General features: G+C 62.9%; 20 protein-coding genes. 6 read left to right on the top strand and 14 right to left on the bottom strand.

The genetic code is table 11. The features are described 5' to 3' along the window. Positions 1-14 precede the first annotated feature (14 nt). The 3 genes from CFB39_RS37205 to CFB39_RS37195 all read right to left on the bottom strand — a co-directional run bounded on the left by CFB39_RS37205 (position 15) and on the right by CFB39_RS37195 (position 3,779). On the bottom strand, positions 15-1,520 hold the full coding sequence (locus CFB39_RS37205) for a HAMP domain-containing sensor histidine kinase (RefSeq protein WP_089476779.1): 1,506 nt from the start codon (positions 1,518-1,520) through the stop codon (positions 15-17). Then, positions 1,520-2,239 carry a response regulator transcription factor gene (locus tag CFB39_RS37200; RefSeq protein WP_039353478.1) on the bottom strand — a complete coding sequence of 240 codons (720 nt, stop codon included), beginning with the start codon at positions 2,237-2,239 and terminating at the stop codon, positions 1,520-1,522. Before CFB39_RS37200 ends, CFB39_RS37205 begins: the two co-directional genes overlap by 1 nt. A gap of 613 nt (positions 2,240-2,852) precedes the next feature. Further along, the gene (locus CFB39_RS37195; protein WP_089434254.1) at positions 2,853-3,779 is read right to left on the bottom strand and encodes a LysR family transcriptional regulator; all 927 of its coding nucleotides are present in this window, start codon (positions 3,777-3,779) and stop codon (positions 2,853-2,855) included. A gap of 149 nt (positions 3,780-3,928) precedes the next feature. On the opposite strand from CFB39_RS37195, the gene CFB39_RS37190 reads away from it, so the two are divergent. Both CFB39_RS37190 and CFB39_RS37185 read left to right on the top strand, forming a co-directional pair. Then, positions 3,929-4,849 (top strand): alpha/beta hydrolase, encoded by a 921-nt coding sequence (locus tag CFB39_RS37190; protein WP_089476778.1) that lies wholly within the window; start codon positions 3,929-3,931, stop codon positions 4,847-4,849. Between the two features lie 190 nt (positions 4,850-5,039). Continuing rightward, positions 5,040-5,675 carry an SDR family oxidoreductase gene (locus CFB39_RS37185; RefSeq protein ID WP_089476777.1) on the top strand — a complete coding sequence of 212 codons (636 nt, stop codon included), beginning with the start codon at positions 5,040-5,042 and terminating at the stop codon, positions 5,673-5,675. Positions 5,676-5,744: 69 nt separating this feature from the next. Here the strand turns inward: CFB39_RS37185 and CFB39_RS37180 are convergent, their stop codons facing one another. The 11 genes from CFB39_RS37180 to CFB39_RS37130 all read right to left on the bottom strand — a co-directional run bounded on the left by CFB39_RS37180 (position 5,745) and on the right by CFB39_RS37130 (position 18,242). Then, positions 5,745-6,629: an MBL fold metallo-hydrolase gene (locus CFB39_RS37180; RefSeq protein WP_089476776.1), complete on the bottom strand. Its 885-nt coding sequence runs from the start codon at positions 6,627-6,629 to the stop codon at positions 5,745-5,747. A 79-nt stretch (positions 6,630-6,708) separates the two neighbouring features. Further along, positions 6,709-7,626, bottom strand: coding sequence for a LysR family transcriptional regulator (locus tag CFB39_RS37175; RefSeq protein ID WP_039341326.1), 918 nt, complete (start codon positions 7,624-7,626; stop codon positions 6,709-6,711). 291 nt (positions 7,627-7,917) lie between these two features. Beyond that, complete coding sequence (locus CFB39_RS37170) at positions 7,918-9,066, bottom strand: CaiB/BaiF CoA-transferase family protein (RefSeq protein ID WP_039341329.1); 1,149 nt, start codon at positions 9,064-9,066, stop codon at positions 7,918-7,920. A 111-nt stretch (positions 9,067-9,177) separates the two neighbouring features. Then, entirely contained in the window at positions 9,178-9,597 is a 420-nt protein-coding gene (locus tag CFB39_RS37165) for a Zn-ribbon domain-containing OB-fold protein (protein ID WP_089476775.1), read from the bottom strand. A gap of 20 nt (positions 9,598-9,617) precedes the next feature. Next, entirely contained in the window at positions 9,618-10,829 is a 1,212-nt protein-coding gene (locus tag CFB39_RS37160) for a thiolase family protein (protein ID WP_039341334.1), read from the bottom strand. 11 nt (positions 10,830-10,840) lie between these two features. Further along, a complete protein-coding gene (locus CFB39_RS37155; protein ID WP_039341337.1) occupies positions 10,841-11,338 on the bottom strand; it encodes a MaoC/PaaZ C-terminal domain-containing protein in 498 nt (165 codons plus the stop codon). Between the two features lie 78 nt (positions 11,339-11,416). Continuing rightward, positions 11,417-12,559 (bottom strand): acyl-CoA dehydrogenase family protein, encoded by a 1,143-nt coding sequence (locus CFB39_RS37150; RefSeq protein WP_089476773.1) that lies wholly within the window; start codon positions 12,557-12,559, stop codon positions 11,417-11,419. A 370-nt stretch (positions 12,560-12,929) separates the two neighbouring features. Further along, positions 12,930-14,243, bottom strand: a complete 1,314-nt coding sequence (locus CFB39_RS37145; protein ID WP_039341342.1) for an aromatic acid/H+ symport family MFS transporter — start codon at positions 14,241-14,243, stop codon at positions 12,930-12,932. Between the two features lie 402 nt (positions 14,244-14,645). Next, entirely contained in the window at positions 14,646-15,560 is a 915-nt protein-coding gene (locus tag CFB39_RS37140; protein ID WP_089476772.1) for a LysR family transcriptional regulator, read from the bottom strand. A 225-nt stretch (positions 15,561-15,785) separates the two neighbouring features. After that, a complete protein-coding gene (locus CFB39_RS37135; protein ID WP_256991554.1) occupies positions 15,786-17,075 on the bottom strand; it encodes a CaiB/BaiF CoA-transferase family protein in 1,290 nt (429 codons plus the stop codon). A 6-nt stretch (positions 17,076-17,081) separates the two neighbouring features. Continuing rightward, entirely contained in the window at positions 17,082-18,242 is a 1,161-nt protein-coding gene (locus CFB39_RS37130; RefSeq protein ID WP_089476770.1) for a CaiB/BaiF CoA-transferase family protein, read from the bottom strand. 538 nt (positions 18,243-18,780) lie between these two features. On the opposite strand from CFB39_RS37130, the gene CFB39_RS37125 reads away from it, so the two are divergent. The 4 genes from CFB39_RS37125 to CFB39_RS37110 all read left to right on the top strand — a co-directional run bounded on the left by CFB39_RS37125 (position 18,781) and on the right by CFB39_RS37110 (position 23,038). Continuing rightward, on the top strand, positions 18,781-19,581 hold the full coding sequence (locus CFB39_RS37125) for an SDR family NAD(P)-dependent oxidoreductase (protein WP_179257795.1): 801 nt from the start codon (positions 18,781-18,783) through the stop codon (positions 19,579-19,581). 111 nt (positions 19,582-19,692) lie between these two features. Further along, positions 19,693-20,748 carry a zinc-binding dehydrogenase gene (locus CFB39_RS37120; protein ID WP_089434246.1) on the top strand — a complete coding sequence of 352 codons (1,056 nt, stop codon included), beginning with the start codon at positions 19,693-19,695 and terminating at the stop codon, positions 20,746-20,748. Between the two features lie 65 nt (positions 20,749-20,813). After that, complete coding sequence (locus tag CFB39_RS37115; protein ID WP_089476769.1) at positions 20,814-22,274, top strand: aldehyde dehydrogenase; 1,461 nt, start codon at positions 20,814-20,816, stop codon at positions 22,272-22,274. A 254-nt stretch (positions 22,275-22,528) separates the two neighbouring features. Then, the gene (locus tag CFB39_RS37110) at positions 22,529-23,038 is read left to right on the top strand and encodes a MerR family transcriptional regulator (protein WP_089476768.1); all 510 of its coding nucleotides are present in this window, start codon (positions 22,529-22,531) and stop codon (positions 23,036-23,038) included.

The following is a 23,038-nucleotide window of genomic DNA, read 5'->3' as shown; positions in this document are numbered from 1 at the left end:
TGCAGGGGCGACGATCAGCGCCCGTCGCCGGCCGCGGGCGTGGCCACCGCCAGCGCGAACTCGAACACCGCCCCGCGCCCGGCCCGGTCGACCAGCCGGATACGGCTGCCGTTGAGCGCCAGCATCCGGTGCACGATCAGCAGCCCGAGCCCGCCGCTCGTCACCGCGCCGCCGCTCATCGGCCGCTGCGGCCGCTGGAACAGCCCTTCGCGCCGCGCCGCCGGAATCCCTTCGCCGGTATCGGCCACGGTCACGAGCACGCGGTCGCCGCGCGGCTCCAGCGCGACCTCGACCTCGCCGTGCGCGGGCGTGTGCCGCAGCGCGTTGTCGAGCAGGTTGGTCAGCACGCGCTCGATCATCCCGAGATCGGCCGATACGACCGGCACCCGCGGCGGAATCCGCGCATGCAGCGCGACGCCGCGCGCCTGCGCGGTCAGCTCGAATTTCTGGAACACGTCCTGCACGAGATCGACGAGCGAGAACGGTTCGCGCTCGGCCTGCACGCCGCCCGATTCGAGCCGCGCGAGCTCGAACAGCGCCTGCGCGAGCCGGCCGACCTTCGCGCTCTGCGCGAGCGCGATCGACAGGTAGCGCCGCCGCTCGTTCTCGGCGAGCGTGTCCGACTTCAGCGACAGCGTCTCCAGGTAGCCGTGCAGCGACGTGAGCGGCGTGCGCAGGTCGTGCGAGATGTTCGTGATCAGTTCGCGCCGCTGCTGGTCCTGGTGCGTCAGCGCGCGCCACTGGTCGCCGATCCGGTCGGCCATCTGCGCGAACGCGGATTCGAGCACGACGATGTCGTCGCCGCGCCGGCCCGGCCGCGAGCGCGGCACCGGCGGCTGCGTGTCGGGCGTGCCGTTCGCGTCGAAGCGGCGCATCGCGTCCGTCAGCCGGCGCAGCGGACGCGTGATGAAGCTGAACGCGGTGAGGCCCGCGAGCAGGCCGAGCAGCGCGACCAGCGCCATCGACCACAGCGTCGTGCGCAGCACGTTGCCGGCGTCGACGCGCGCGGCCAGCTGGTCGTGCGCCTCGCCGAGCAGCACCACGTAGATGTAGCCCGACGGCGGCTGCCCCGCCAGCTGCAGCGGCGCGGCGCTGAACACCTTGCGCGCATCGGGGCTGCGCGGATCGTCGCCGAGGATCGGCAACGGCTCGCCCGCGATGAAGCGCTGCACGGGCGCGAGATCGACGCGGTCGCGCTTCACGTGGCCGGGCGGCGCATCGTCGCCCTTGATCCGCCCCGCGTTGTCGAGCAGGTACACCTCGACGCTCGGGTTCACGCCCATCAACTGCCCGAACAGCGTGCGCACCGCGTCCGGGCGCAGCCCGTTCGCGTCCATCAGCGGCGCGCTGTGGGTCACGCTGTTGACGATGTTGGCGGCCAGGTCGCGCGACAGCCCCTGCACGACTTCCTGCTCGCGCATGTCGTTCGCGCGGATCTGCAGCCACGCGGACGCGCCCGAGCACGCAAGCAGCAGCACCGAGAACACGAGCGACAGCCGCTGGGTAAGGGTGAGCTTCATCATGCGTCCCGCTGGCCCGGCGCGGCGAGCTTGTAGCCGCGGCCCCACACGGTGAGGATCCGCACGGGCTCGGCCGGATCGGCCTCGATCTTCGCGCGCAGCCGGTTGATGTGGGTGTTGACCGTGTGCTCGTAGCCTTCGTGCTGGTAACCCCACACGGCATTGAGCAGGTCCATCCGCGAGAACACCTTGCCCGGGTGCCGCGCGAAGAAATACAGCAGGTCGAATTCGCGCGGCGTGAGGTCGATGCGCGCGCCGTCCACGCTCGCCTCGCGCGCGATCGGGTCGATCGCCAGCCCCGCGACGTCGAGCGTGCCCGCGTCGATCCGCGAATCGCGCGCGAGCGCATCGACGCGCCGCAGCAGCGCCTTCACGCGCGCGACGAGTTCGAGCACCGAGAACGGCTTGGCCAGATAGTCGTCGGCGCCGAGCTCGAGGCCGAGGATCCGGTGCACCTCGCTCGAACGCGCACTGGTGATGATGATCGGCGTGTAGCGCGTCATCGCGCGCGCGCGTCGGCAGATTTCGAGGCCGTCGACGCCCGGCAGCATCAGGTCGAGGATCAGCGCGTCCCAGCCGCCCTGTTCGAGCAGGCGCAGCCCCTCGGCGCCGTCCGCGCTGTGCACGACCTCGTAGCGCTCGTCGCGCAGGTGCAGGCTCAAAACGTCGGCGATATCGGCGTCGTCCTCGACGATCAGGATGCGTTTCGGTTGGTCCATGGCGGCGGGCGGCGGCACGTCGGTGCCGGGTATCGGTTCGGGCCGGCCCCGGTCCGGCTGGCCGGGTTCTCCGGGGGGAATCGCGGCCATGGGCCGCGCTGCCGCCATTGTGCAAAATTTTTCGGCGGCGAGTGATCACATTTCATTTAACTTTGAATTGAGACTGTGATCTGAGCCAATGCCCGCACGGCTTTCCGCTGCGCCCCTCCTTACAAAATTTCCGTCGTCCCGCGCGAACACCAAATAAGCACTAAAAGGCGGACATAGCTTGTGGCGAACGATGGTGGAAGTCAGTGGACTCGAACCACCGCGCACACCTCCCAACGATCTCTGCTACGTTCGGATCGCCCTTCCACCCGCCGCCACGGTTTAGCAAACGGTATTGACATCTGGGAGAGCACCGGCGCAGACGACCCGATTGGCAGGCGAAAGCCACTATAGCGTGTATGCCATGCAGCGCAGAAGCCCTTACCTCGGTCATCCCCGGAAACAGGTCGACAAATGCAGGACCGAAAAACAGCTGCCCTGTACCCCGTGCGTCAACGGGCCGGCGAGGCCCATGGATGCAATACGTCAAAACATGAAAGTTCGCCGGCATCGAACGCCGCTCAGCCTATCTGGCGCGGGAGGCAACAATCGCCTCGCGCTTCTCCACCAGGAAATCGATGAGCGCTCTGACCTTGGCCGGCATCTGCGCGCGGGTCGGCGCATAGACATAAAAGCCCGCAAAGGGCTTGCACCACGCGTGCAACACACGCACCAGTGCGCCGGAATCCAGATGTTGCTGCACGGCGATGTCGATGTGCTGGATGAGTCCGACACCCTGTAACGCCGCGCGGATCATCCCGTCGTCGTCATTGGTGGTAATGCTGCCCCGCGGCTCCACCATGAAACTGTGGCCCGACTCTTCCGGCGACGTAAATTCCCACGGATGAATCGCGCCACTCACTTGCCGAAAGCGCAAGCAATTGTGCTGCGCCAGATCGGTCGGCGTCACCGGCTTGCCGTAGCGCTTGAAGTAGGCCGGCGTGCCGACCACCGCCATCTCCAGATTCGGCGTTATCGGCACGGCAACCATGTGTTGAGCGAGGCTCTCACCGATCCGGATACCAACGTCACACCCGTCGGCGACGATGTTGGCAAGACCGTCATCCATCACCAACTCGAGACCCAGTCTCGGAAAGCGGGTGCTGAACTCCTCGAAGTGTGGCTCGATCAATGTCTTCGCCGCGACACGCGAAGTATTCATACGAATCAACCCCGACGGCTCGTCGCGCGCCTCATGTAACGCGTCGACTGTCCGCTCGACCGCGACCAGCGCGGGATACCACACCTCGTAGAGCCGCTGCCCCTCTTCGGTCAGCGACATGTCGCGCGTCGTTCGATACAGCAGCTTGACGTTCAGCCGGCGTTCGAGCGCCTTCACGTTCTGCGACAGGTTCGCTCGAGAAACCCCCATTTCCGCAGCCGCTTTCGTGAAGCTACGATGATGTGCGACATGGGCGAACCACGCGAGAGACGGAAGCAGTGAGGGATCCATGCAGGTGCCATTGTCAATTTGAAGATACCACTGTAGTCCAGATTGCGATCTTACGGAATTCCAATCGGCTCTCTATATTCGAGTCGTTGCCGCTTGGCTACCCACGATTCGGCCTGGCGAACTTACCCCCTTCCCTGAACGGAGCTGTCATGAAAAGCGTCAAGATCAAGAATGTGTATTGGGATATCGCAGCCGACATCCACTTCCCGCCGAACTTCGACGAAGGCAAGAAATATCCCGCCATCATCAGCGCGCATCCGATCGGCAGCTGCAAGGAGCAAACATCGGGGAACGTGTATGGCGAGGCGCTGGCCAAGGAAGGTTTCGTCGTCATCGCCTTCGACGCCAGCTTCCAGGGCGACAGCGGCGGCGAACCCCGCTACATCGAAGATCCGACGCTGCGCGTCGAGGATTTCCGCGTGGTCTGCGACTATCTCGTGACGCTTCCGTACGTCGACGAAGAGCGTATCGGCGTGCTGGGCATCTGCGGTGGCGGCGGCTACTCGATCAATGCAGCGATGACCGAGCGCCGCATCAAGGCGGTCGGCACGGTCACCGGCGCCAACTATGGTCGCCTGATGCGTGAAGGTTTCAGCAACTACAACCCCATTGCCGCACTCGAGGCAATGGCCAAGCAACGTACGGCTGAAGCGCGCGGTGCAGCCCTGCGGGTGGACGACCTGTTGCCGCCGTCGCCCGAAGCTGCCAAGGAAGCCGGTCTCACGGAAGTCGACCTGTATGGTGCGACCGAATACTACCGTTCGGACCGCGGCCGCGCGCCGAACGGCGTCAACCGCTCGCTGTTTTCCCACCAGGCGGTCGCCGTGGGCTGGGACGCGTTCCATCTGTGTGAAACCCTGCTCACCCAGCCGCTGATGGTCGTGGTAGGCGACAAGGTCGGTGCCTTCGGCGCATACCGCGACGGCTGCGAAATCATCGGTCGCGCGGCGTCGAAAAAGAAGGAGCTCGTGGTGGTCGAAGGCTGGTCGCACTACGACCTGTACGACAAGCCCGAGCCGGTCGGCAAGGCATTGGCCAAGCTGGTCCCGTTCTACAAGGAAAACCTGTAATCCCGTCGCCGCGATTGCCACGTCTCGCGCCTGGGAGCCGACACGCGTCTCCCTGGCGTCGTTGCCCCACGTTTCACGCGTGGAGGCGCCCGCGGCCTCTCGGCCGCTCGTGCGCAGGTTTCGTCACGCTCGTCGACCATGCTCCTGCATTCTCGCGCGAAGCCTACTTTCCCAATCCGGAATAAACACCATGACCAAGGTATTGATCCTCGGCGCCAGCGGACAGATCGCGCGCTGGGTCGTACAGATGCTGGGCGAGAAAAAGGACGTCAAACAGACCCTCCTCATCCGCGACCCCAAGAAACTGGCCGGCAACGAGCCGGCCAACGCGAGCGTCGTAATCGGCGACGTACTGGACAAGAAACTCCTGCCGCGGATCATGGAAGGACAAGACATCGTCTATGCCAACCTGGCCGGTGACGTGGATACCCAGACCGAACATATCCTGGCTGCCATGAAAGCCAAGAACGTCAAACGGCTGATCTTCATCAACTCGCTCGGCATTTACGATGAAGTACCGGGCGAATTCGGCGAGTGGAACCGTCGGGAGATCGGGCAGTATCTGCCACCCTATCGCAGGTCTGCCGATCTGATCGAAGCCTCCGACTCGGAATACACGATCCTCCGCGCGGCCTGGCTTCAGGACAACGATGAAGTGGCCTATGAGGTCACGGCACGGAACGAACCGTTCAAGGGAACCGAGGTTTCGCGCAAAAGCGTCGCTGCGTTGGTTACCGAGCTCGTCGAACATCCCGACAAGCTGATGCGCGGCAACGTGGGCGTCAACAAACCGGGAACCGACGGCGTCAAACCCGCCTTCGTCTGACGCCGTACGCCGATACGAATCAAGTGGGCATCGGTACCACTCGATGAACCGGCGTACGGGACCGACTCATCAGACCTGGGTGAAGCGGAAGCGATACTTGTCGCCATCCCGCTCGACGTGCCCGCCCGATCCATACCTGAAATGGGCCGGGAAAAGCATCGTATCGGTTCCCGCGATTTCCTCGAGCAGCGCGATGCGCACCTGTTCCGCCAGATCGCCGTTCCAGTCATACGCGAAATGAAGATCCGGACGGATCAGTTGAACCGGATGATGCACCACGTCGCCGGAGAACACCGCCGGCGAACCGCCGCAGCAAGCCTGGATCATGCAGCTGCCGGGCGAGTGGCCATACGCCGGCCGCAGCCACATGCCGTCACCGACCTTCCCGAGAATGACCTCGTCTCCGTCGACGAGATCGGCCTGCCCGGCATCGATCACCGGCGAGACGGAATCGAGCCACGGCTCGCGAATCATCGCATCGGTGCTCGGCGAACTGATATGGTCGACATCGCGCCTATTCATGACATAGCGCGCATTGGGAAACGTCGGTACCCAGCGCCCGTTGTCGAGACGCGTGTTCCAGCCGACATGATCCACGTGCAGGTGCGTGCACATGACCATGTCGACATCTTCCGGAGCAATGCCGAGTTTCCGCAGCCGGTCGAGCCATGGCGTATTCAGCCGATGAAAGGCTTCGGTCGAACGATCCTTGTCGTTCCCGTTGCAACTGTCGATCAGGATCGTCTTTCCGCCGAAACGTACGAGGTAACTGTGCATGCTCAGGCCGCACCCCGCTTGAGCCGGATCGAGCGAAAGCACATCGTCCCAGTACCAGCCCTTCAGCCGCGAAAGGTCGCCTGCAGTGACGCCCGGAAACAGCACTTCGATCGGAAGGCTCGTTTCCATCTCGACAACCTTCTGAATCTCCAACCTGCCAAGCACAATGGGCTGCATCGTAGCGTCTCCTTGTCTGTCGTGGTGATTTCCGGGTCGAAAGTGCGAGAACGTGGCCATCCAGCACCGACGCGGCCACTCAGTCGCGGGGCCGGTCCAGCAGTTGCTTGATCAGCGCGCGAACGATCGGATTCTGGTCTCGGCCGCGCGCCGTGGCGATATGAATGCGTCGCAACGCCCATGGTTCGGCCAATTCCAGCACGGCAACCCGGCTGAACAGTTCATGACTGACGAGGCATTCCGGTTGAATCGTGACGCCCAACCCGGCCTGCACCAGACTCACTGCAACACCGGCGCTCCGGACGCTGTAGCGCGGCTTGTACTCTTCGCCCAGCCGCCGCGTGGCCGCACGTACCGCCCCAAGCATCGCCGTGACGGCGATGACATTCTCGGGCAGGAGATCCTTGAAGGTCACGCTGGCCTGCTCGCTCAGGCGATGCCCCTTCGGGACGACGGCAATCAGCCGGTCTTCCCGGTACGGCGTGACATCGACGCCGCCGAGGTCCAGCTCGTGTGTCGCGGCGAACACCCCGACATCGGCTTCGCCCCGAACAACGGCCTGCACGATTTCGGCATTCTCGAGCTCCTGCATCACGAGTTCGACGAGCGGGTATTCCCGACTGAACTCGCCGACTTCGCGCGAAAGAAACGGAACGATGATCGACCGTGCGGATGCGATCGTCAGCTCGCCCTGCATGCCGTCTGTAAAGGACGCGATCTCGGATCGCATATCGTCCAGATCGTCGAAAATCTTGCGGATATAGCGCAGGAGTACTGCACCGGCCGGGCTGGGCGAGACGCCTTTCGGGCCTCGTTCGAGAAGTTTTACGCCGGCAATATCTTCGAGATCCTGAATACGCTTGGTTGCAGTGGATGCGGCGATGTTCTCCCGGATCGCGGCCAGGCCGATCTGCTGCTCCTCAACCGCCGACACGAACAGCTTCAGCGTAAACAAATCCACCTGACGAATCAGGTGCAATCGGTTGAATGTACTCATGTCTCCTCACGTGCACGTCTTCATGACGTTGTCAGGCGTCATGTCACACGGCGTGCACTTCCACTCTCGAACGCCTCACCACGATAACGCATCGATGGCAGCGAAATGTGCTTCCTCGTCGACTGACGTTGCCCCTGATCGTACACCAACGTCATCTGTCCGGTACGTCAATAAATGCTCCCGCCAACCCGACGCAAATCGCATGGCTGGCGGGCGAATCAAGCGTCGACAGACGACTCGAACGGCACCGTATCCGCCATGCCGCATCGTTTTCTGCCTCGGGAAAGGCGGCTAATGACTGACCTTCAGCAGACTGTCGAGCAGCGAATTGTCGGCACCGGTATCCTTCGCCAGATGCAGCGGCGGGGAGCGCTTGCCGTCGAACGAAAGCGGCAGGCCGACGATACCGATCTCGTCGTCCGACGGCTTCTCGATGATGCCGAGCGCCTGCGTCTGCTCGTGCGCCAGCACTTCCGCGGTCGTCTGAATCGGCGCAACCGGAATTCCGGCGGCCTGCAACCGTTCCGTCCAGAACTCCCGCGTTCCCGTCGACAACCGGTCGCCGATCAGGCGGTCGATCTCGGCGCGGTTCTTCAGGCGCCCCGCGTTCGTCGCGAACCGCTCGTCCGTCGCCCATTCCGGATGGTCGAGCGCGGCACACAACCGCGCGAAGAGCGGATCGTTCGCGCAACTCACGATGAGGAAGCCATCCGCGGTCGCGAACGCACGGTGCGGCACGATAAACGCGACGCCCGACCCATGCCGGCCACCCGGTTCGCCGTCGGCGTTGTAGTTCGCGATGCCGACTGACATCCACGCCAGTGCAGTCTCCAGCAGGGAGGCATTGACGGTCGCCCCGCAATGCTTCATCTGGCGCCGGTACAGCGCTGCCAGAATGCCCATGGCAGCCCACATGCCCGCGCCGAAATCGACGATCGACACCCCTGCTCGCACCGGTGCCTGACCTTCTTCGCCCGTGATGCTCATGATCCCGGAAAACGCCTGCATCAGCGGGTCGTAACCGGGAAGCGTATTCATCGGTCCGACATGGCCGAATGCACCGATCTCGCAGCAGATCAACTCCGGCTTCGTAATTCGCAGGCTGTTTGCGTCGAGCCCATAATCCGCGGCCGCCCCCGGCCGCAGGTTGTGAATGAATACGTCGGCACGCTCGGCGATCAGCCGATGCAAGGTCGCCAGCTGCTCCTTGTCCTTGATGTCGATGCAGATATTGCGCTTGCCGCGATTCAATGCATGATAGGCCGCGCCGCTGCCCTTCCACATGCTTGGCCCCCACCCGCGCGCGGAATCACCCGTCGCCCGTTCGACCTTCCATACTTCTGCTCCGAGCGACGCGAGTATTTTCCCGCTGAACGGCGCGGACGCGCTGTCGCTCAATTCAACCACCACCACGTTCGAAAGCGGTAGATCTCGTAACATGTCGCTCCTCCACTTCAATGTCTCGATCAGGTCGTCGCGGCATCGGCCGGAGCTGCATCGATACGGACTCGGCCACGTGCCGACGCGCGATGCCTGATCACGCAGTCAGCGTTATTGTTTCGACAACACGAAAACCGGCAACTTCTGTTCGCCACGCTGCACGAACCGGACTTCGACACGCTGACCGATCCGTATCGCCTCCGGTGCTTCGTCGATCTGCGAGAACAGGAAATAGCCCTCGTCCATGCGAATGAAGCCGACGGTGTACGGAACGATGCCGGCCCAGACCGGCGTCGGCCCGCGCGTGATCGTGCTGAATGAATAGATCTCGCCGCGGCCGGACGACTGCGTCCAGTCCAGCGACTTCGCACCGCAGTGCGTGCAGAAAGAGTGCGCCGGCCATACCGATTCGCGGCATGCGGTACAGCGCTGGAACGTCAGTTTTTCGTCGGCCAGCGCGTCCCAGTAAGGCTGCGCATCGAGCAACCGGTACGGTTGCGGCCAGCTGTTCGGCAAATGGGTTTCCGTCATGGGATCCTCTCGATCGGGTATCAGGTCTCGGACGACAGGAGCAGAACCGCACCCGCGGCGAGCATCCCTCCGGCGCCCTGCACGAGCGCGGTCTTCGGCCGGCGCGTTGGCGCCAGTCCAAGCGGCTCACCGCGCAACTGGCGAACGGCCTCGACGATGCTGTCCATGTTGCAAGAAATGCCGGGCTGACCAAACGACAGCCAGCCGCCGTTCGTATCGGTCGGCAGATCGCCGTCGACGCTCGTACGACCTTCTCGATAGAGGTCGATGCCGTGTCCCTTCTTCGCGAAACCGAGATCCTCCATCACGATCGGCCCCATGTGCGCGAAGTTCACCGAGATCTGCGCCATGTCGATGTCGGCAGGCGTCAGCCCCGACATCGCATACGCTTGTCGCGCCGCCTCGGCCGTTGCCGTGGTCGTCAGGTTCGGAAATGCGCCGAGACTGTCGAACCTGCATCGACGCATGTTCATGCGGTCGGTCAGGTATTCGTGCGTCGTGGCCGATCCGTAACCGAGCAGGTACACCGGATCACGTGCATTGCGCGCGTTTTCCGGCGAGGTCACGACCAGCGCGCCACCCGTGCCGCCGCCCCACGTCGAACACATCCAGCGGCGCAGCGGTGTCGCCACATACGGCGACGACAGCACGGCCGCGCGATCGATCTCGCCGAACTTCGCCTTCGCGGCGTGCGGATGATGGCGCCCCCAGCGCTGATTCGCGATCGCGACATCGGCGAGATCGTCCTCGGTGATGCCGAACTCGTGAAAGTAGCGCTGCGCCGCCTGCGCATACAACGCCGGAATCGTCGGGCCGTACGGGATTTCGAACTGCGGGTCCGCGTCGGCTTCCGCGCCCATCGCGACCGCGTCGACGAACAGCTCGGTCGCATCGCTTTGCAGGCACAGCACGTATTCCGCGCGGCCGGCCGCGATCATCTGCGACGCGATCGCGAGTGTCGACGTGAGGCCGGCGCCATGCATCGTCAGCTCGCTCGTGAGCGTCACCGGCATCTGCATGTGCGAGATGAAGATGTTGCTCCACTGCGAACGCTTGTCGGCCCACGGCGAGCGTCCCGTGAATACCGCATCGACCTGGTCCTTGCGGATGCCCGCGTCGGCAAGCGCATTGAGCGTTGCCTCGGCGGCCAACTGCAGCGGGTCCTTGCGATTCGCACGTGACGCATAGGCGTCACCCATGCCGACGATCGCCGCAACCGGACGAGGAGTCATGACCGCGCTCCTCAGACCTTGAACTCGGGCTGCGCTTCAGCGATCAGCGCCTCGAGATCCGCGCGCTTGCGCAGCATCAGCAGGCTCCATTCGCTGCGCTGCACGACTTCGCCGCGCTGGTTGTATGCCTGGATCAGCATCGTGCCGACGCCGAACTTGTCGTCCTTCTCCTTCTTGGCGATGACTTCGGCGCTCGCGTAGACCGTATCGCCGATCTTCACCGGATTCAGGAAGCGCATCTTGTCGACGCCGTAGTTCGCCTGGATCGCCGGGCCGAACTGCAGCAGGCCGGAGATCAGCGAGAACGTCAGCATGCCCTGCACGATGCGCTCGCCCCAGCGCGTTCTCTCCGCGTATTCCTTGTTCGAGTGGATCTCGATCCAGTTGCCCGTGAACATGCAGAACATCACGACATCGCTCTCGGTCACGGTACGGCCAGGCGAACGAAACTTGGTGCCCACCTCCAGCTCGTCGAGCGGAATGTTGATGCTGTTGTTGATAACGCTCATTACGGTGTCTCCTGTTGAATTCGGGGTAACGGCGCGCGGTCCTGCCCGCGCGCTCCGTTCGGATGAAGCGATACGACGTTACTGGCGCATCGATTTCGCGATGATCGTGCGCTGGATCTGCGACGTGCCACCGCCGATCGTCGATTGAATGCTTTCGCGCAGGTAGCGCTCCATGTCGGCTTCCGGCAGGTTGGCGTAGCCACCCAGGATCTGCATGCCGGCGAGCGCGCACTCCTTCAGCGTCTCGGACCCATACAGCTTCGCCATCGACACCTCGCGGCTGCACGGCACATGGTCCGCCGCCATCCGCGCCGCGCGATAGCAGAGCAGGCGCGCCGCGTCGACCTTCGTCTGGCAGTCGGCGAGCAGGTGGCGAATCACCTGGAAGTCGTACAGTTGATGGTCGAACTGGATACGGTCGTGCGCGTAGCGCGTCGCCGTCGTCACGGCCTGCTGGGCGTTACCCGTATAAGCGGCGGCCACTGCGCAGCGCTCGAGCTCGAGGTGTTCGGTGATGATCTTCCAGCCCTGCCCTTCCTCGCCCAGCAGCGCGTCGCCCGGAACACGCACCTCGTCGAGGAATATCTCGGTCGTACCGGTCGCGTGACGCGAGAGCGTCGGCAGCTTGTTGATCACCATCCCCGGCGTGTTGTTCGGGATCAGCAGCACCGACAGGCCTTTGTGCTTGTCTTCGGTACTCGTGCGCACCAGCATCGCGATCACGGTGTCCTTCGCCGCCGCGCCGCTGCACCACAGCTTCTGGCCGCTGACGATCCAGTCGCCGTTGGTGTCGCGGCGGGCGCGCGTCTTCGTGTTCGCCGCATCGGAACCGGCATCGGGCTCGGAAATCGACACGGAGAAGCGGATCTTGCCGTCGATGAACGGCTGCACGTATTTTTTCTTCTGTTCGGGCGTGCCGAACTTGATGATGTTCATCGCGGTGAACGTCGGCACGAGCACCGAGCACGCGAAGTCGAAGCCGAACTTGCCGAGGCCTTCGGCCATCAGCGAGTAGTCGAAAATGTCGCCGCCCGAGCCGCCCTCGGCTTCCGGAATCAGGATGCCAAGCCACCCTTGCTTCGCGATCTTTTCGTACGCCTCGTACGGGTAGTCGCGATTCATGTCGCACTTGCGCACGTATTCGACGGTGATCTCGTTGTCCATGAACTTGTTCACGGTGTCGAGCCACATCGTTTGCGATTCGTCGAGAAAGTTTGCCATTTGTCTTCGCTCCAGTTGTGTGGCGTCTGCTCGCGCATCGGCCTTGTTCGTCATGACCTTCAGGTTAGGGCCACGTCGGAAGCGATCCAACTGGTCATTTTCGAAGCGGCAATTCGAAAATGGCGAAGACGGTAAGCGACACCTTCGCGTCGGGCGATCTGCTTCGAGGGACGGTCATGTTCGATCGCGTGAGGCCGCCGCGCGCTCCAAATGAAACGTGCCCGACGTTCCTGTTTTGGAATCGTCGGGCACGTTCGCGATCATTCCGGCGGCGGTACGCTACCGAGCATGCACCTGTCGCCGAGCCTGCAGTCGACGGGGCGTGCATACGCCGCCGTGCGCGGCCGCGCGTCGAGACGGCAACGTCGGATCAGGCCTTCGCCAACGACACGTCTACACGCGTCTTTTTCGGTATTTGGGTCACCATGATGGCGGCAATCACGGACGGAATCGCGAACACGTAGAAATTCCACTGATGTCCCAGGGTCGACCCGACGACCCACCCACCGATCATCGGCCCCAGCACCGAGCCGATCCGCCCCAGACCTTGGGCTGTGCCGATGGCCGAGCCGCGGCAGGATGCGGGGAAGTACGCGGCAATGTAGCCGTAGCCGAGCGTTGTCGATCCGATCGAACCCAGACCTGAACCGAACACGGCGAGCATCAACCAGATGTAATCCGGCTTCTGGCTCATGACCAGCAACGAAATTGCGCAAATGGCAAAGAGGGAAATCAGTATCTTGCGGGATCCGAAACGATCGGCCAGCCACGCGCCACACAGATTGCCCACGGCGGCGCCGAATTGCATCACCAGAAGAAACTGCAGCGATGATCCGAGCGGATACCCGGCCTTGCGCATCAGCGTCGGAAGCCAGACATTCATTCCATAGACGACGATCTGGCCGCAGAAACACACGACCGCGAACAGCAGCACCGCGGACCGCCAGTCCGACGACATCGCGAGCTTGAAGCCGCGCAGTTCGCTGGATGCGGATTGAAGCTGACGCTGGCTGGCGCTGTCAGCCAGGACACGCTCGAAATCGATCGAATAGCGGGTCGCCAGTTCTCGCGCTTCGTCCATTCGATTGCTGTCGACCAGAAAATTGACCGACTCCGGCAGGAAAAAATACATGACCGGCAGGATGACGACGTACACCGCGCCGGCGGCATAGAGCACCCGCCAGCCGTGACTCTGCAGCAACGACATCGCCAGCAGCGCACACACGACGCCGCCGATCGCATAGCCCGTCAGCGCGAGTGCGCTATACAGCTGGCGGCGATTGCGAGGCGCGTACTCGATACTCAGTGCCACCGACGAAGGCACCACACTCCCCAACCCGATGCCCGTGAGGAAACGGGCAAAACCCAGTTGCGTCGGGGAATGAGCCACTGCGCATAGCAGCGAACCGATGGAAAACCAGAGCACGCCGGCCATGATCAGTTTCCGGCGGCCGATGCGATCGGACAGGGAGCCGGCGCCGAACAGGCCCAGCATCAGCCCGGCCAGTGTCCAGCTCCCGATCATTCCCGCACCGGATGCGCTCAACCCCCATCCGGGCTCCGCGAACAGGGACGACACCGTTGCGCCGTAGACGATGAGATCGTAACCGTCGACGGCGATCGTTAGAAAGCACAAGACGACTACGAACAGGCTGCTGCGAGTCCGAATGGATGATGCGTTCACGTTGTCTCCTTTTTACTCACGAATTCCCGTTCACGACCGGGTTTTTTTATCTTCTCGCCCACTATAGGGATGCGAAATTTATCGACCAAGTGACGGATTTCGAAGCGGCGATTCGGCGGATTCGAATCAACTTTCGTGTGATAAAAAAAAGCGCCGTGCGCGCGAGGCACGGCAGGTATATGGCAACGTGCCGATGGACGAATTCATCGATTGGAAGCAGCACGACTAGTCTTGTCGACGGTCGCGACGATACCGTCTCGACGACACGGCCTATTGAAGGAAATGCTTTATTCAGCGGTGTGGGAGATATTGCCGGGCAAATCGTGAGGGGACATCGCACGAACGGCACAGCACGCCGCACCGCGCGAGTGTCGGTGCTGCGTGTCATTGGAACCGCCGCTATCAGTCAGTGAACCGGGCAACGAACGCCCTCGTTGCTGCCGTCAGTGAATCGCCACGCCTCGTCCCGATGCAGAGCCGGCGCAATGCCCATGGTTCGTCCAGCGCCACGAGCGTCACCTTGTTGAGGTCCTCGACCGGCAGCATGCTCTCGGGCTGGATCATCACGCCCAGCCCTGCCTTGACCAGGCTGCGAGCCGCCTCGATCGTGCTGACCCGATACTTTACATCCAGTTCGCGTCCCAGCGCGGCGGCTGCATTTCGCAGCTGGGTCATCATCGAAGTGGTCGCCGAGATGCCGATCACGTTCTGCTCGATGAGATCCTTCGTCGTGACGCTGGCGCGCTCCCCGAGGCTATGCCCTTTCGGCACGACGGCAACGAGACGATCGGTACGATACTCGATGATCTCCAGCGCATTCCGGTCGATGTCGTCGGTGGCATAGAACATCGCCACGTCGGCCTTGCCGGCCACGACGGCACCCACCACGTTGGTATTTGCGTCCTCTTGCAACTCGATGTCGACGAAGGGAAAGTCCCGCGTGAACTCGGCGATCTCGCGCGCCAGAAACTGGACGATGATCGTGCTGGTGGAGCCGATGCGGATATGACCGCGTACGCCTTCGGTGAACTCGGCCACCTCGCGCCGCATCACGTCGAGATTCTCGAACAGCAAACGCACGTGACGGGCCAGCACCTCGCCGGCAGCGCTCGGGACCATGCCGGTCGGCAATCGCTCGAACAGGTCGATGCCCGCAATCTCTTCGAGATCCTGGATCCGCCTCGTCGCAGCTGACGGCGTGATGTTCTCCCTCACCGCCGCGCGTCGCATCTGCTGCTCCTCCACGACGGTGAGAAACAACCGCAACGTGAAAAGGTCGACGCGTCTCGTCAGATTGTGGAGACTGAGCCCGGCCATGTCCTCTCCTTGGTCTTCTCGCTCGGCTGGATTGCTGAATTGAGCCATAGAGACTAAGCCGGGGGTGATCGGGCGTCAATTGGGAGTCGAAGAAGAGGCGACCGGGACAGCCTCGGCGATATCGGTCATATCCCCAGGGGAGTCGAGAAGCCGAGGTCGCCCCGACGTTGTGCGGCGCATGAGACGATCGGTGCGAAGCGGGCACGCGCCATCGGTTTACCGGATTCAGATCACGTTCATTTCCCGCAATTTTCCGATTTCACCGTCGTCCATACCCAACCACTCGTGCAGGACGTTCGCGTTGTGCTCGCCCAGACGCGGCGGCGTCTTGGCTTCCGGTTCCGGAACATCCGACATCTTGACCGGGTTGCCGGCCACCTGAATGGGGCCCCATACCGGGTCGTCGAGCGTCATGAGCATCTTCCGTGCAGCAACGTGCGGACATTCGAACAGGTCCGGCACGTCGTTCACGTTGGCGCAAGGCACGCCGCCCGCGCGCAGCTCGGCCAGTGCCGTTTCGCGTGATCGATCCGCGAGCCATGCGTCGATCTCGACATTCAGGTCGTCCAGATGCTGCTTGCGCAACATGCCGTCGGCAAATCTCGGATCATCCGGCAGATTCGGGCGGCCGATGACTTCCGCGAAGCGCTTCCATATGTGTTCGCCCAGTACCGCAATGACGATGTACCCGTCCTTCGCACGATAGGTTCCGAACGGCGCGGTGACTGCGTGTACCCCGGGGGGCGACGTCCGCTTCGTTGCCGAATACATCGCGACGGAGATTTCGTTCAGGATCAACGACGCATCGACCATCGAGATGTCGATTTTTTTGCCCTTGCCTGTCGTATGCCGATGCAGAAGCGCGAGCACGACGCCATAGAGCGCCAGGATCCCGCACTCGATATCGGCGAGCGAGAAGCCCAGATAGGTCGGTCGGTCGTCGCTCCGCTCGGGACGATACATCAGCCCGCTCATCGCCTGTCCCACGATATCGAACGCCGGGAAGTCACCGTACGGACTGGGCAGTATGTCGTCGTGTCCGAACCCGGAAATGGCGCCGTAGATCAAGCGTGGATTGATCTTGCTCAGGTCCGAATAACCGAGCCCCATCCGGTCCATCACGTTCGGCCGCAGATTCTCGATCACGACATCGGCTTGCGCGGCGAGTTCGGTGAAGATGCGCCGGCCTTCCGGGTGCTTGAGATCGAGCGTGACACTCTTCTTGTTTCGATTCGCCCGTAAAAAGGCGAGGCCGCTCGGCTTGCCGTCCGCGTCCTTTTTGACAGGATTCGTGCTACGGGAAAAATCGCCGCCCTCGCGCGTCTCGATCTTGACGACTTCCGCGCCGGCATCCGCCAACCACATCGAAGCAAACGGCGCCGCGATGAAGTTTTCGACGGTGAGTACCCGAATGCCGGCCAACGGCCGATCGCCACCTATCTTCGTTCCGACACGCGAATCATGAATTGTCTCCTCCATCACATCTCCTTTTCGTTCATCTTTGGAATCGTCCACGCGCGCTCACCGAATCGCCTCTCGATTGCGCAGCGCATCAATCTCATGTTGAGCAAACCCCCAGTCGAGCAACGCTTCGTCCGTATGCTCGCCGATCCGGGCGGGGGGCCTCTGGATCGCACCTGGCGTGCGGCTGAAGCGCGGTGCCGGGCCAGGCTGTACCACGCCGGCCACTTCCTGAAACGTTGCTCGTGCGACGTTGTGCGGATGCTTCGGTGCTTCCGTCAATGAGAGCACCGGCGCAATGCACACGTTGGTTCCGGCTGCGAGGTTGCACCACTCGTCCCGGGTCTTCTGCCTGAATATCTCGGCAAAGCGTGCGCGCAGCAGCGGCCATCCGTCCGTGTCGTGCTGCTTCGGAAGCGGTTCGTCGGCCACGCCGAGCAGGGTCAGCGTCTCGCGATAGAAGCGCGGCTCGTTGGATGCGAGTGATATGTAACGGCCATCGCTCGTTTCATAGACCTGATACCAGGGCGCACCTGAATCCAGCCGATTCGAGCCCCGCCGGTCGATCCATGCGTTGCCGGCATGCATGCCGTATATCAATGTCATCAGCGACGCGGAGCCGTCCACCATGGCCGCGTCGACCACCTGCCCCTGTCCGGAGCTCCGGGCCTCGAGCATCGCACTGACGACGCCCAGCGCAAGATAAAGCGACCCGCCGCCAAAATCTCCGACGAGATTGAGCGGGGGCACCGGCGGGCCGTTTTCGGAGCCGATGGAATGGAGCGCACCGGTCAACCCGATGTAGTTGAGATCGTGGCCGGGCGCGTCTGCGAGCGGGCCGTCCTGCCCCCATCCCGTCATGCGGCCGTAGACGACCCTCGGATTGACCGCTAGACAGTCGTCAGGGCCAATACCAAGCCGCTCGGCCACTCCGGGACGAAAACCTTCGATGACGGCGTCTGCGTTTTCGACCAGGCGCAGGATCACTTCGACTGCCGCGCCATTCTTCAGATCAATCGCGATCGAGCGGCGGCTACGACGCAACAGGTCGAACCGGCTTTCCAGCGAAACACCGCTGTCCGACGGCACGATACGGTCGATTCGCAATACGTCGGCGCCGAGATCGGCTAGCAGCATGGCGCAGAACGGCAGCGGCCCGATGCCGCCGACCTCGACCACCCTGAGACCCGCCAACGGGCCCTGGCCTTTGCAGCGTTGCAAATTTGTCTCCGATTTTTTTGCGGGATCGAGTATCGCTACCCCGCCTCTTGTATCCGAGCCACTGCCTGCCTCGGAAAGCGACGCGCCATGCGCGTCGGCAACTTGCCGGGCCTGCTCGTTGACGAACGGAGTCGGCCAGCTCGGTCAATCCTAGGGGCGCCCACCGCCTCGTACAAATGCAGATTCGCGAAAGCGGCGTTGCGGTTTCGCGAACGCGGTGCCGCACTGCCAGTTGCGAGCATCTCGATGCCTCACACATCGATCGATGGGTCAGACAGCCATTCGTCTGCCATGCCAGGGCTCGACGAAGGTCGGATTCGAAAATGAGCAACTCCTCATTCGAAAAACGTCACTCGAATTACCGCCGCTCCGTACCTACTATTGCCCAGGCAGATATACGGCGCGCCGCAGAGGTCATTTACCTCTCGCCGCCAGGCCTCTCGATCCGCCAGCCGGATTCGCACGAATCGCAATGTCGTGCATATCCGACCGACAGGCGAGCTCGAACGAACTTCTCCATGATTTGAAGGCAATTTCGATGAGCAGCCTTGAAGGGAAAGTAGCCATCGTCACCGGCGGCACCGGTGGGATCGGCAAAGGCATCGCGTTGCAGCTCGCAGCGCGCGGCGCAACAGTCGTGATCAGTGGGCGAAATGCAGCGAAGGCAGAGTCGGTCCTCGCCGAGCTCCGACAGGCTGGCGGCGTTGCGGATTTCCTGTCGGGAGACGTGCGATCGAAAGACGATATGGACGCGTTAGCCGCGGAGACCGCCCGTCGCCATGGCGGCATCGACATTGTCGTCGCCAATGCCGGCGGCAATGACGACGAGGCGCGGTCTCCCCAGGTTCGGGGCGCATTCGCCAATATCGACCTCGCACGCGTTGCGGCGCTGGTTGCCGAGAATACGGCCGCCAAGCTCTTTCCGGTGCAGGCTGCGTTGCCGTACATGCGCCCTCGTGGCGGCGGCAGCGTGATCTTCGTGACCTCGGAAGGCGGCCGGGTCCCCACCCCGGGCCAAACGGCCGTTTCGACATTTGCCGGCGGCCTGATTCGCGCCAGCAAAGTCATCGCCAAGGAACTGGCGCGCGACAAGATCCGGGTCAACTGCGTTTGCGTGACGGTTGTGCGCGACAGCCCGTCGTGGGACGCCGTGTTCGGTGCCGACAGCAAGGTATCGGAACAACACCGCAAACAATACGAAAAGGTCGTCGCCGGCTGCCCGCTCGGCGTAGCGGCGCCCACGGATATCGGCCAAGTCGTCGCGTTCCTGGCATCGGACGAATCGGCCTACCTGACAGGCGCAACGCTGAGCCCGACGGGCGGACTGACCATTCATTGATCGCGCCACGGGTCGTGCGTGAACTTACCGCGCCGGCATCGGAACATTGACGCCTCGCGCAAGCGCTGCAGCGCCCGCACCGAGCCTACGCACCAGATTTGGAGAACTATCATGCGCGGCATGGTCTTTCAGGGAAATTGCAAGGTCGACGTCCTCAACTTCGACGATCCCGTTCCGGGATACGGCGAAGCAGTCATCGAAATGAAGGCGTCCGGCATGTGCGGGACCGACCTTCACTATTACCGCCACGGGATGGCGGAATCGTTGAGCATGCTAGGCATGCGCGACCGGATGGAATCCGACCAGGTCATCGGCGGTCATGAACCGTGCGGCGTCGTGGCCGCGGTCGGCCCGGGCGTCGATCCCGCAACGTTCCGGGTCGGCGACCGGGTCATGGTCTTTCATTACGCGGGTTGCAGCTGCTGCGACCACTGCCGGACAGGCTGGACCCAACTGTGCGATCGCGGCGCGCGCATCTACGGCGTGCTGAGTCACGGCGGGCATGCGAACTACATGAAGGTACCGGTATCGTCCCTGGTCCATCTGCCGCAGGAAGTGTCGTTCAAGGGCGGTGCGGCCATCTCGTGCGGCACCGGCACGGCATACGGCGCGCTGCTGCGTCTGGATATCAGCGCGCGTGACACGCTTGCCGTCTATGGCCTCGGCCCTGTCGGCCTCTCCACCGCTCAACTCGCCGCAGCGATGGGTATCGAGGTGATCGGCATCGATATCAACCCGAATCGCGTCGAGCGCTCGAAAGCGTTCGGCGTCACACATGGCATCGACGCCAGCAAGGTCGACCCGGTCGAGGAGATCCACAAGCTGACGGGCGGAAAAGGCGTGTCCTGTGCAGTCGAATGTGCCGGTGGTGAACTGCCGCGCGCGCAGGCGATTCGCAGCACGAAAGTATGGGGGCGTGTCGTTCTCGTCGCGGTCGGCGGGAACCTGACCATCGATGCAATGAAAGACCTGATCGGCAAGCAAAGAACGCTGATCGGCTCCTTCACCTTCTCCGAAGTCGGCATGAAGGACTGTGCCCACTTCATCGCCGATCACGGTGTCGAGGTAGACAAGCTCTTTACCGAAGAGTGGCGTCTCGAGCAAGCCGGTGAAGCCTACGCACACTTCAACCAACAAACGAGTGGCAAGGGCGTCATCGTATTTTGACGGCACGCACACCCGTGCCGTCCGGAATTTGGAAAGCGCCGTCGAAGACGGCCATGGAGAATTAGATGACCAAGAGAACGATCGACCTCAAGCATCCCCGAGCGTTCTACATCGGCGGGCAATGGGTGGCACCGTCCACCGCCGAAACGTTCGATGTGCTCGACTGCGCGACGGAAGAAGTCGTGGCGACCGTGGCAAAAGCCGCGTCGGCCGACATGCAGCGTGCAATCACCGCGGCGCGTGACGCATTCGACAACGGCCCGTGGCCCCGCATGACGCCGCAGGAACGCGCGGTCTATCTCGAGAAGTTCGCGGAACGGCTGGAAGCGCTGAACGACGATTTCGCGCGCATCTGGTCGATCGAGACCGGGATCGTGTACAAGATCGCCCAGCCGCGTATCGGGCTGTTCATCAGCGGCGCATTTCGCCAGTACGCGGCAATGGCGTCGACCTTCCCGTTCGTCGAGGAGCATCGGTCGGTTACCGGCAATCTCGGCTATCGCGTCTACGAGCCGGTCGGCGTCGTCGGGGAAATCATTCCGTGGAACGGTCCTGCCGGGTTGATGGCGTACAAGACTGCGCCGGCGCTACTCGCAGGTTGCACACTGGTGATCAAGTCGTCGCCCGAAGCGCCCTGCTCGGCCTACCTGTTCGCCGAGATCTGCGAAGAAATCGGTTTGCCGCCCGGCGTGATCAATGTCGTGACGGCAGATCGGGACGTATCCGAGGAGCTGGTTCGCCATCCCGGCGTCGACAAGATCACGTTCACGGGATCGACAGGCGCCGGCCGCCGGATCGCTTCCATTGCCGGCGATCGCGTGGCGCGCGTCACGCTCGAACTCGGCGGCAAATCGCCCGCCGTCATCCTCGATGATTTCGATGTCGAAGCTGCGGCAAACATCCTCGGGCCGTCCTATTTTGGCTACAACACCGGGCAGATCTGCCACAGCCTGACGCGAGTGATCGTGCCTCGTGCGAAGCACGATGCGATGGTCGAGGCATTGTCGAACATCGCCAAACAGATCGTCGTCGGCGATCCTTTTGCGCCGGAGACGACCTCCGGCCCGCTTGCGAGCGCACGACAACGCGAAACCGTCGAGCGATTCGTTGCAAAGGGTATCGCAGACGGTGCAACGTTGGCAGCCGGCGGCAAACGTCCGGCCGGCTTGCAGCGCGGGTTCTTCTTCGAGCCGACGGTATTCGGCAACGTGGACAACCGTTCGACGATCGCTCAGGACGAGATCTTCGGCCCGGTATTGAGCGTCATTCCCGCCGACGACGAAGCCAGCGCGATCCGGATGGCGAACGACACCCCGTTTGGCCTGAATGCCGCGGTGTTCACGAACGATAGCGCCCGTGCGCTGCACGTGGCACGCCAGATCCGCTCGGGGACGGTCGGCCACAATGGCCCGCGCACCGATTTTTCGATCGGCTTCGGCGGATTCAAGCAGTCCGGCATCGGACGTGAAGGCGGCGTCGAAGGGCTGACCGCGTTCATGGAATCGAAGACCATCGTCATGGCTTGACGGACCGGCTGTTCCCGCTCGGATCGCACATCGACACGGGTAACAGATTCGATTGGTAGCGCGGCTCCCGGATTCCGCGTGGCGGATCGACCGCGCTCCTCTCGACACGCCAGTTCGACTCAGCGAAGCGCCGACGGAATGTCGGCGCTTCATTTTCGCCCAACCTGTACGCATACGTTGACGTTCCATGCAGCGCCCACGCGCGCCGCGTGAATCCGCATGCTCGGGCAACTGCCCTCCCCCTCTTTCATTCGATGCAAGCCAGGAATTCACCACTCGTCGCGATTCGCGAGGCCGCCCGGCAACTGGCCGTGACGCCCCGCACCCTGAAGTATTACGAGGAGCTCGGCCTTGTGATTCCAGCCAGGAGCAACGGAAGGTACCGGCTCTACAGCGCTGCCGATCTCGACAAGCTCGGACGGATCCTGCGACTGCGCTCGCTCGGGTTCTCGCTGCACGGCATCACCGAAATGCTCAAGCAGCCACTGGCGATCGAGGCCGACGGCCGCAGGCAGTATTCCGCCGAGTCGTTGCACGAGATCTCGTCAGGTCTTGCTGAGCAGATCGCCCGCCTGAACGCCCGGATCGTGCAGGTCCGACGTGAATTGAAAGACGCGGAGACACTGCGCAACGAGCTGAACGATGACCTCCAGTACTTGCGGCGACGACTCGCCGGTACCCCTGCGGAAGTGCTCGAAGGCGAACGTCTCGCCGCTCGCGAGCGTCGTTCCGCCGCGTCCGGGTCTGGCAACGGAGAATCGTGA

Origin of the sequence: Burkholderia sp. AU6039, from assembly GCF_002223365.1 — a bacterium.
Taxonomy (GTDB): Bacteria; Pseudomonadota; Gammaproteobacteria; order Burkholderiales; family Burkholderiaceae; genus Burkholderia.
This window is presented reverse-complemented; position numbering and strand designations above follow the sequence as displayed.

Coding starts and splice junctions, on each gene's coding strand:
- CFB39_RS37205 (WP_089476779.1), bottom strand. CDS start 1,520: ATGAAGCTCACCCTTACCCAGCGGCTGTCGCTCGTGTTCTCGGTGCTG.
- CFB39_RS37200 (WP_039353478.1), bottom strand. CDS start 2,239: ATGGACCAACCGAAACGCATCCTGATCGTCGAGGACGACGCCGATATC.
- CFB39_RS37195 (WP_089434254.1), bottom strand. CDS start 3,779: ATGGATCCCTCACTGCTTCCGTCTCTCGCGTGGTTCGCCCATGTCGCA.
- CFB39_RS37190 (WP_089476778.1), top strand. CDS start 3,929: ATGAAAAGCGTCAAGATCAAGAATGTGTATTGGGATATCGCAGCCGAC.
- CFB39_RS37185 (WP_089476777.1), top strand. CDS start 5,040: ATGACCAAGGTATTGATCCTCGGCGCCAGCGGACAGATCGCGCGCTGG.
- CFB39_RS37180 (WP_089476776.1), bottom strand. CDS start 6,629: ATGCAGCCCATTGTGCTTGGCAGGTTGGAGATTCAGAAGGTTGTCGAG.
- CFB39_RS37175 (WP_039341326.1), bottom strand. CDS start 7,626: ATGAGTACATTCAACCGATTGCACCTGATTCGTCAGGTGGATTTGTTT.
- CFB39_RS37170 (WP_039341329.1), bottom strand. CDS start 9,066: ATGTTACGAGATCTACCGCTTTCGAACGTGGTGGTGGTTGAATTGAGC.
- CFB39_RS37165 (WP_089476775.1), bottom strand. CDS start 9,597: ATGACGGAAACCCATTTGCCGAACAGCTGGCCGCAACCGTACCGGTTG.
- CFB39_RS37160 (WP_039341334.1), bottom strand. CDS start 10,829: ATGACTCCTCGTCCGGTTGCGGCGATCGTCGGCATGGGTGACGCCTAT.
- CFB39_RS37155 (WP_039341337.1), bottom strand. CDS start 11,338: ATGAGCGTTATCAACAACAGCATCAACATTCCGCTCGACGAGCTGGAG.
- CFB39_RS37150 (WP_089476773.1), bottom strand. CDS start 12,559: ATGGCAAACTTTCTCGACGAATCGCAAACGATGTGGCTCGACACCGTG.
- CFB39_RS37140 (WP_089476772.1), bottom strand. CDS start 15,560: ATGGCCGGGCTCAGTCTCCACAATCTGACGAGACGCGTCGACCTTTTC.
- CFB39_RS37125 (WP_179257795.1), top strand. CDS start 18,781: ATGAGCAGCCTTGAAGGGAAAGTAGCCATCGTCACCGGCGGCACCGGT.
- CFB39_RS37120 (WP_089434246.1), top strand. CDS start 19,693: ATGCGCGGCATGGTCTTTCAGGGAAATTGCAAGGTCGACGTCCTCAAC.
- CFB39_RS37115 (WP_089476769.1), top strand. CDS start 20,814: ATGACCAAGAGAACGATCGACCTCAAGCATCCCCGAGCGTTCTACATC.
- CFB39_RS37110 (WP_089476768.1), top strand. CDS start 22,529: ATGCAAGCCAGGAATTCACCACTCGTCGCGATTCGCGAGGCCGCCCGG.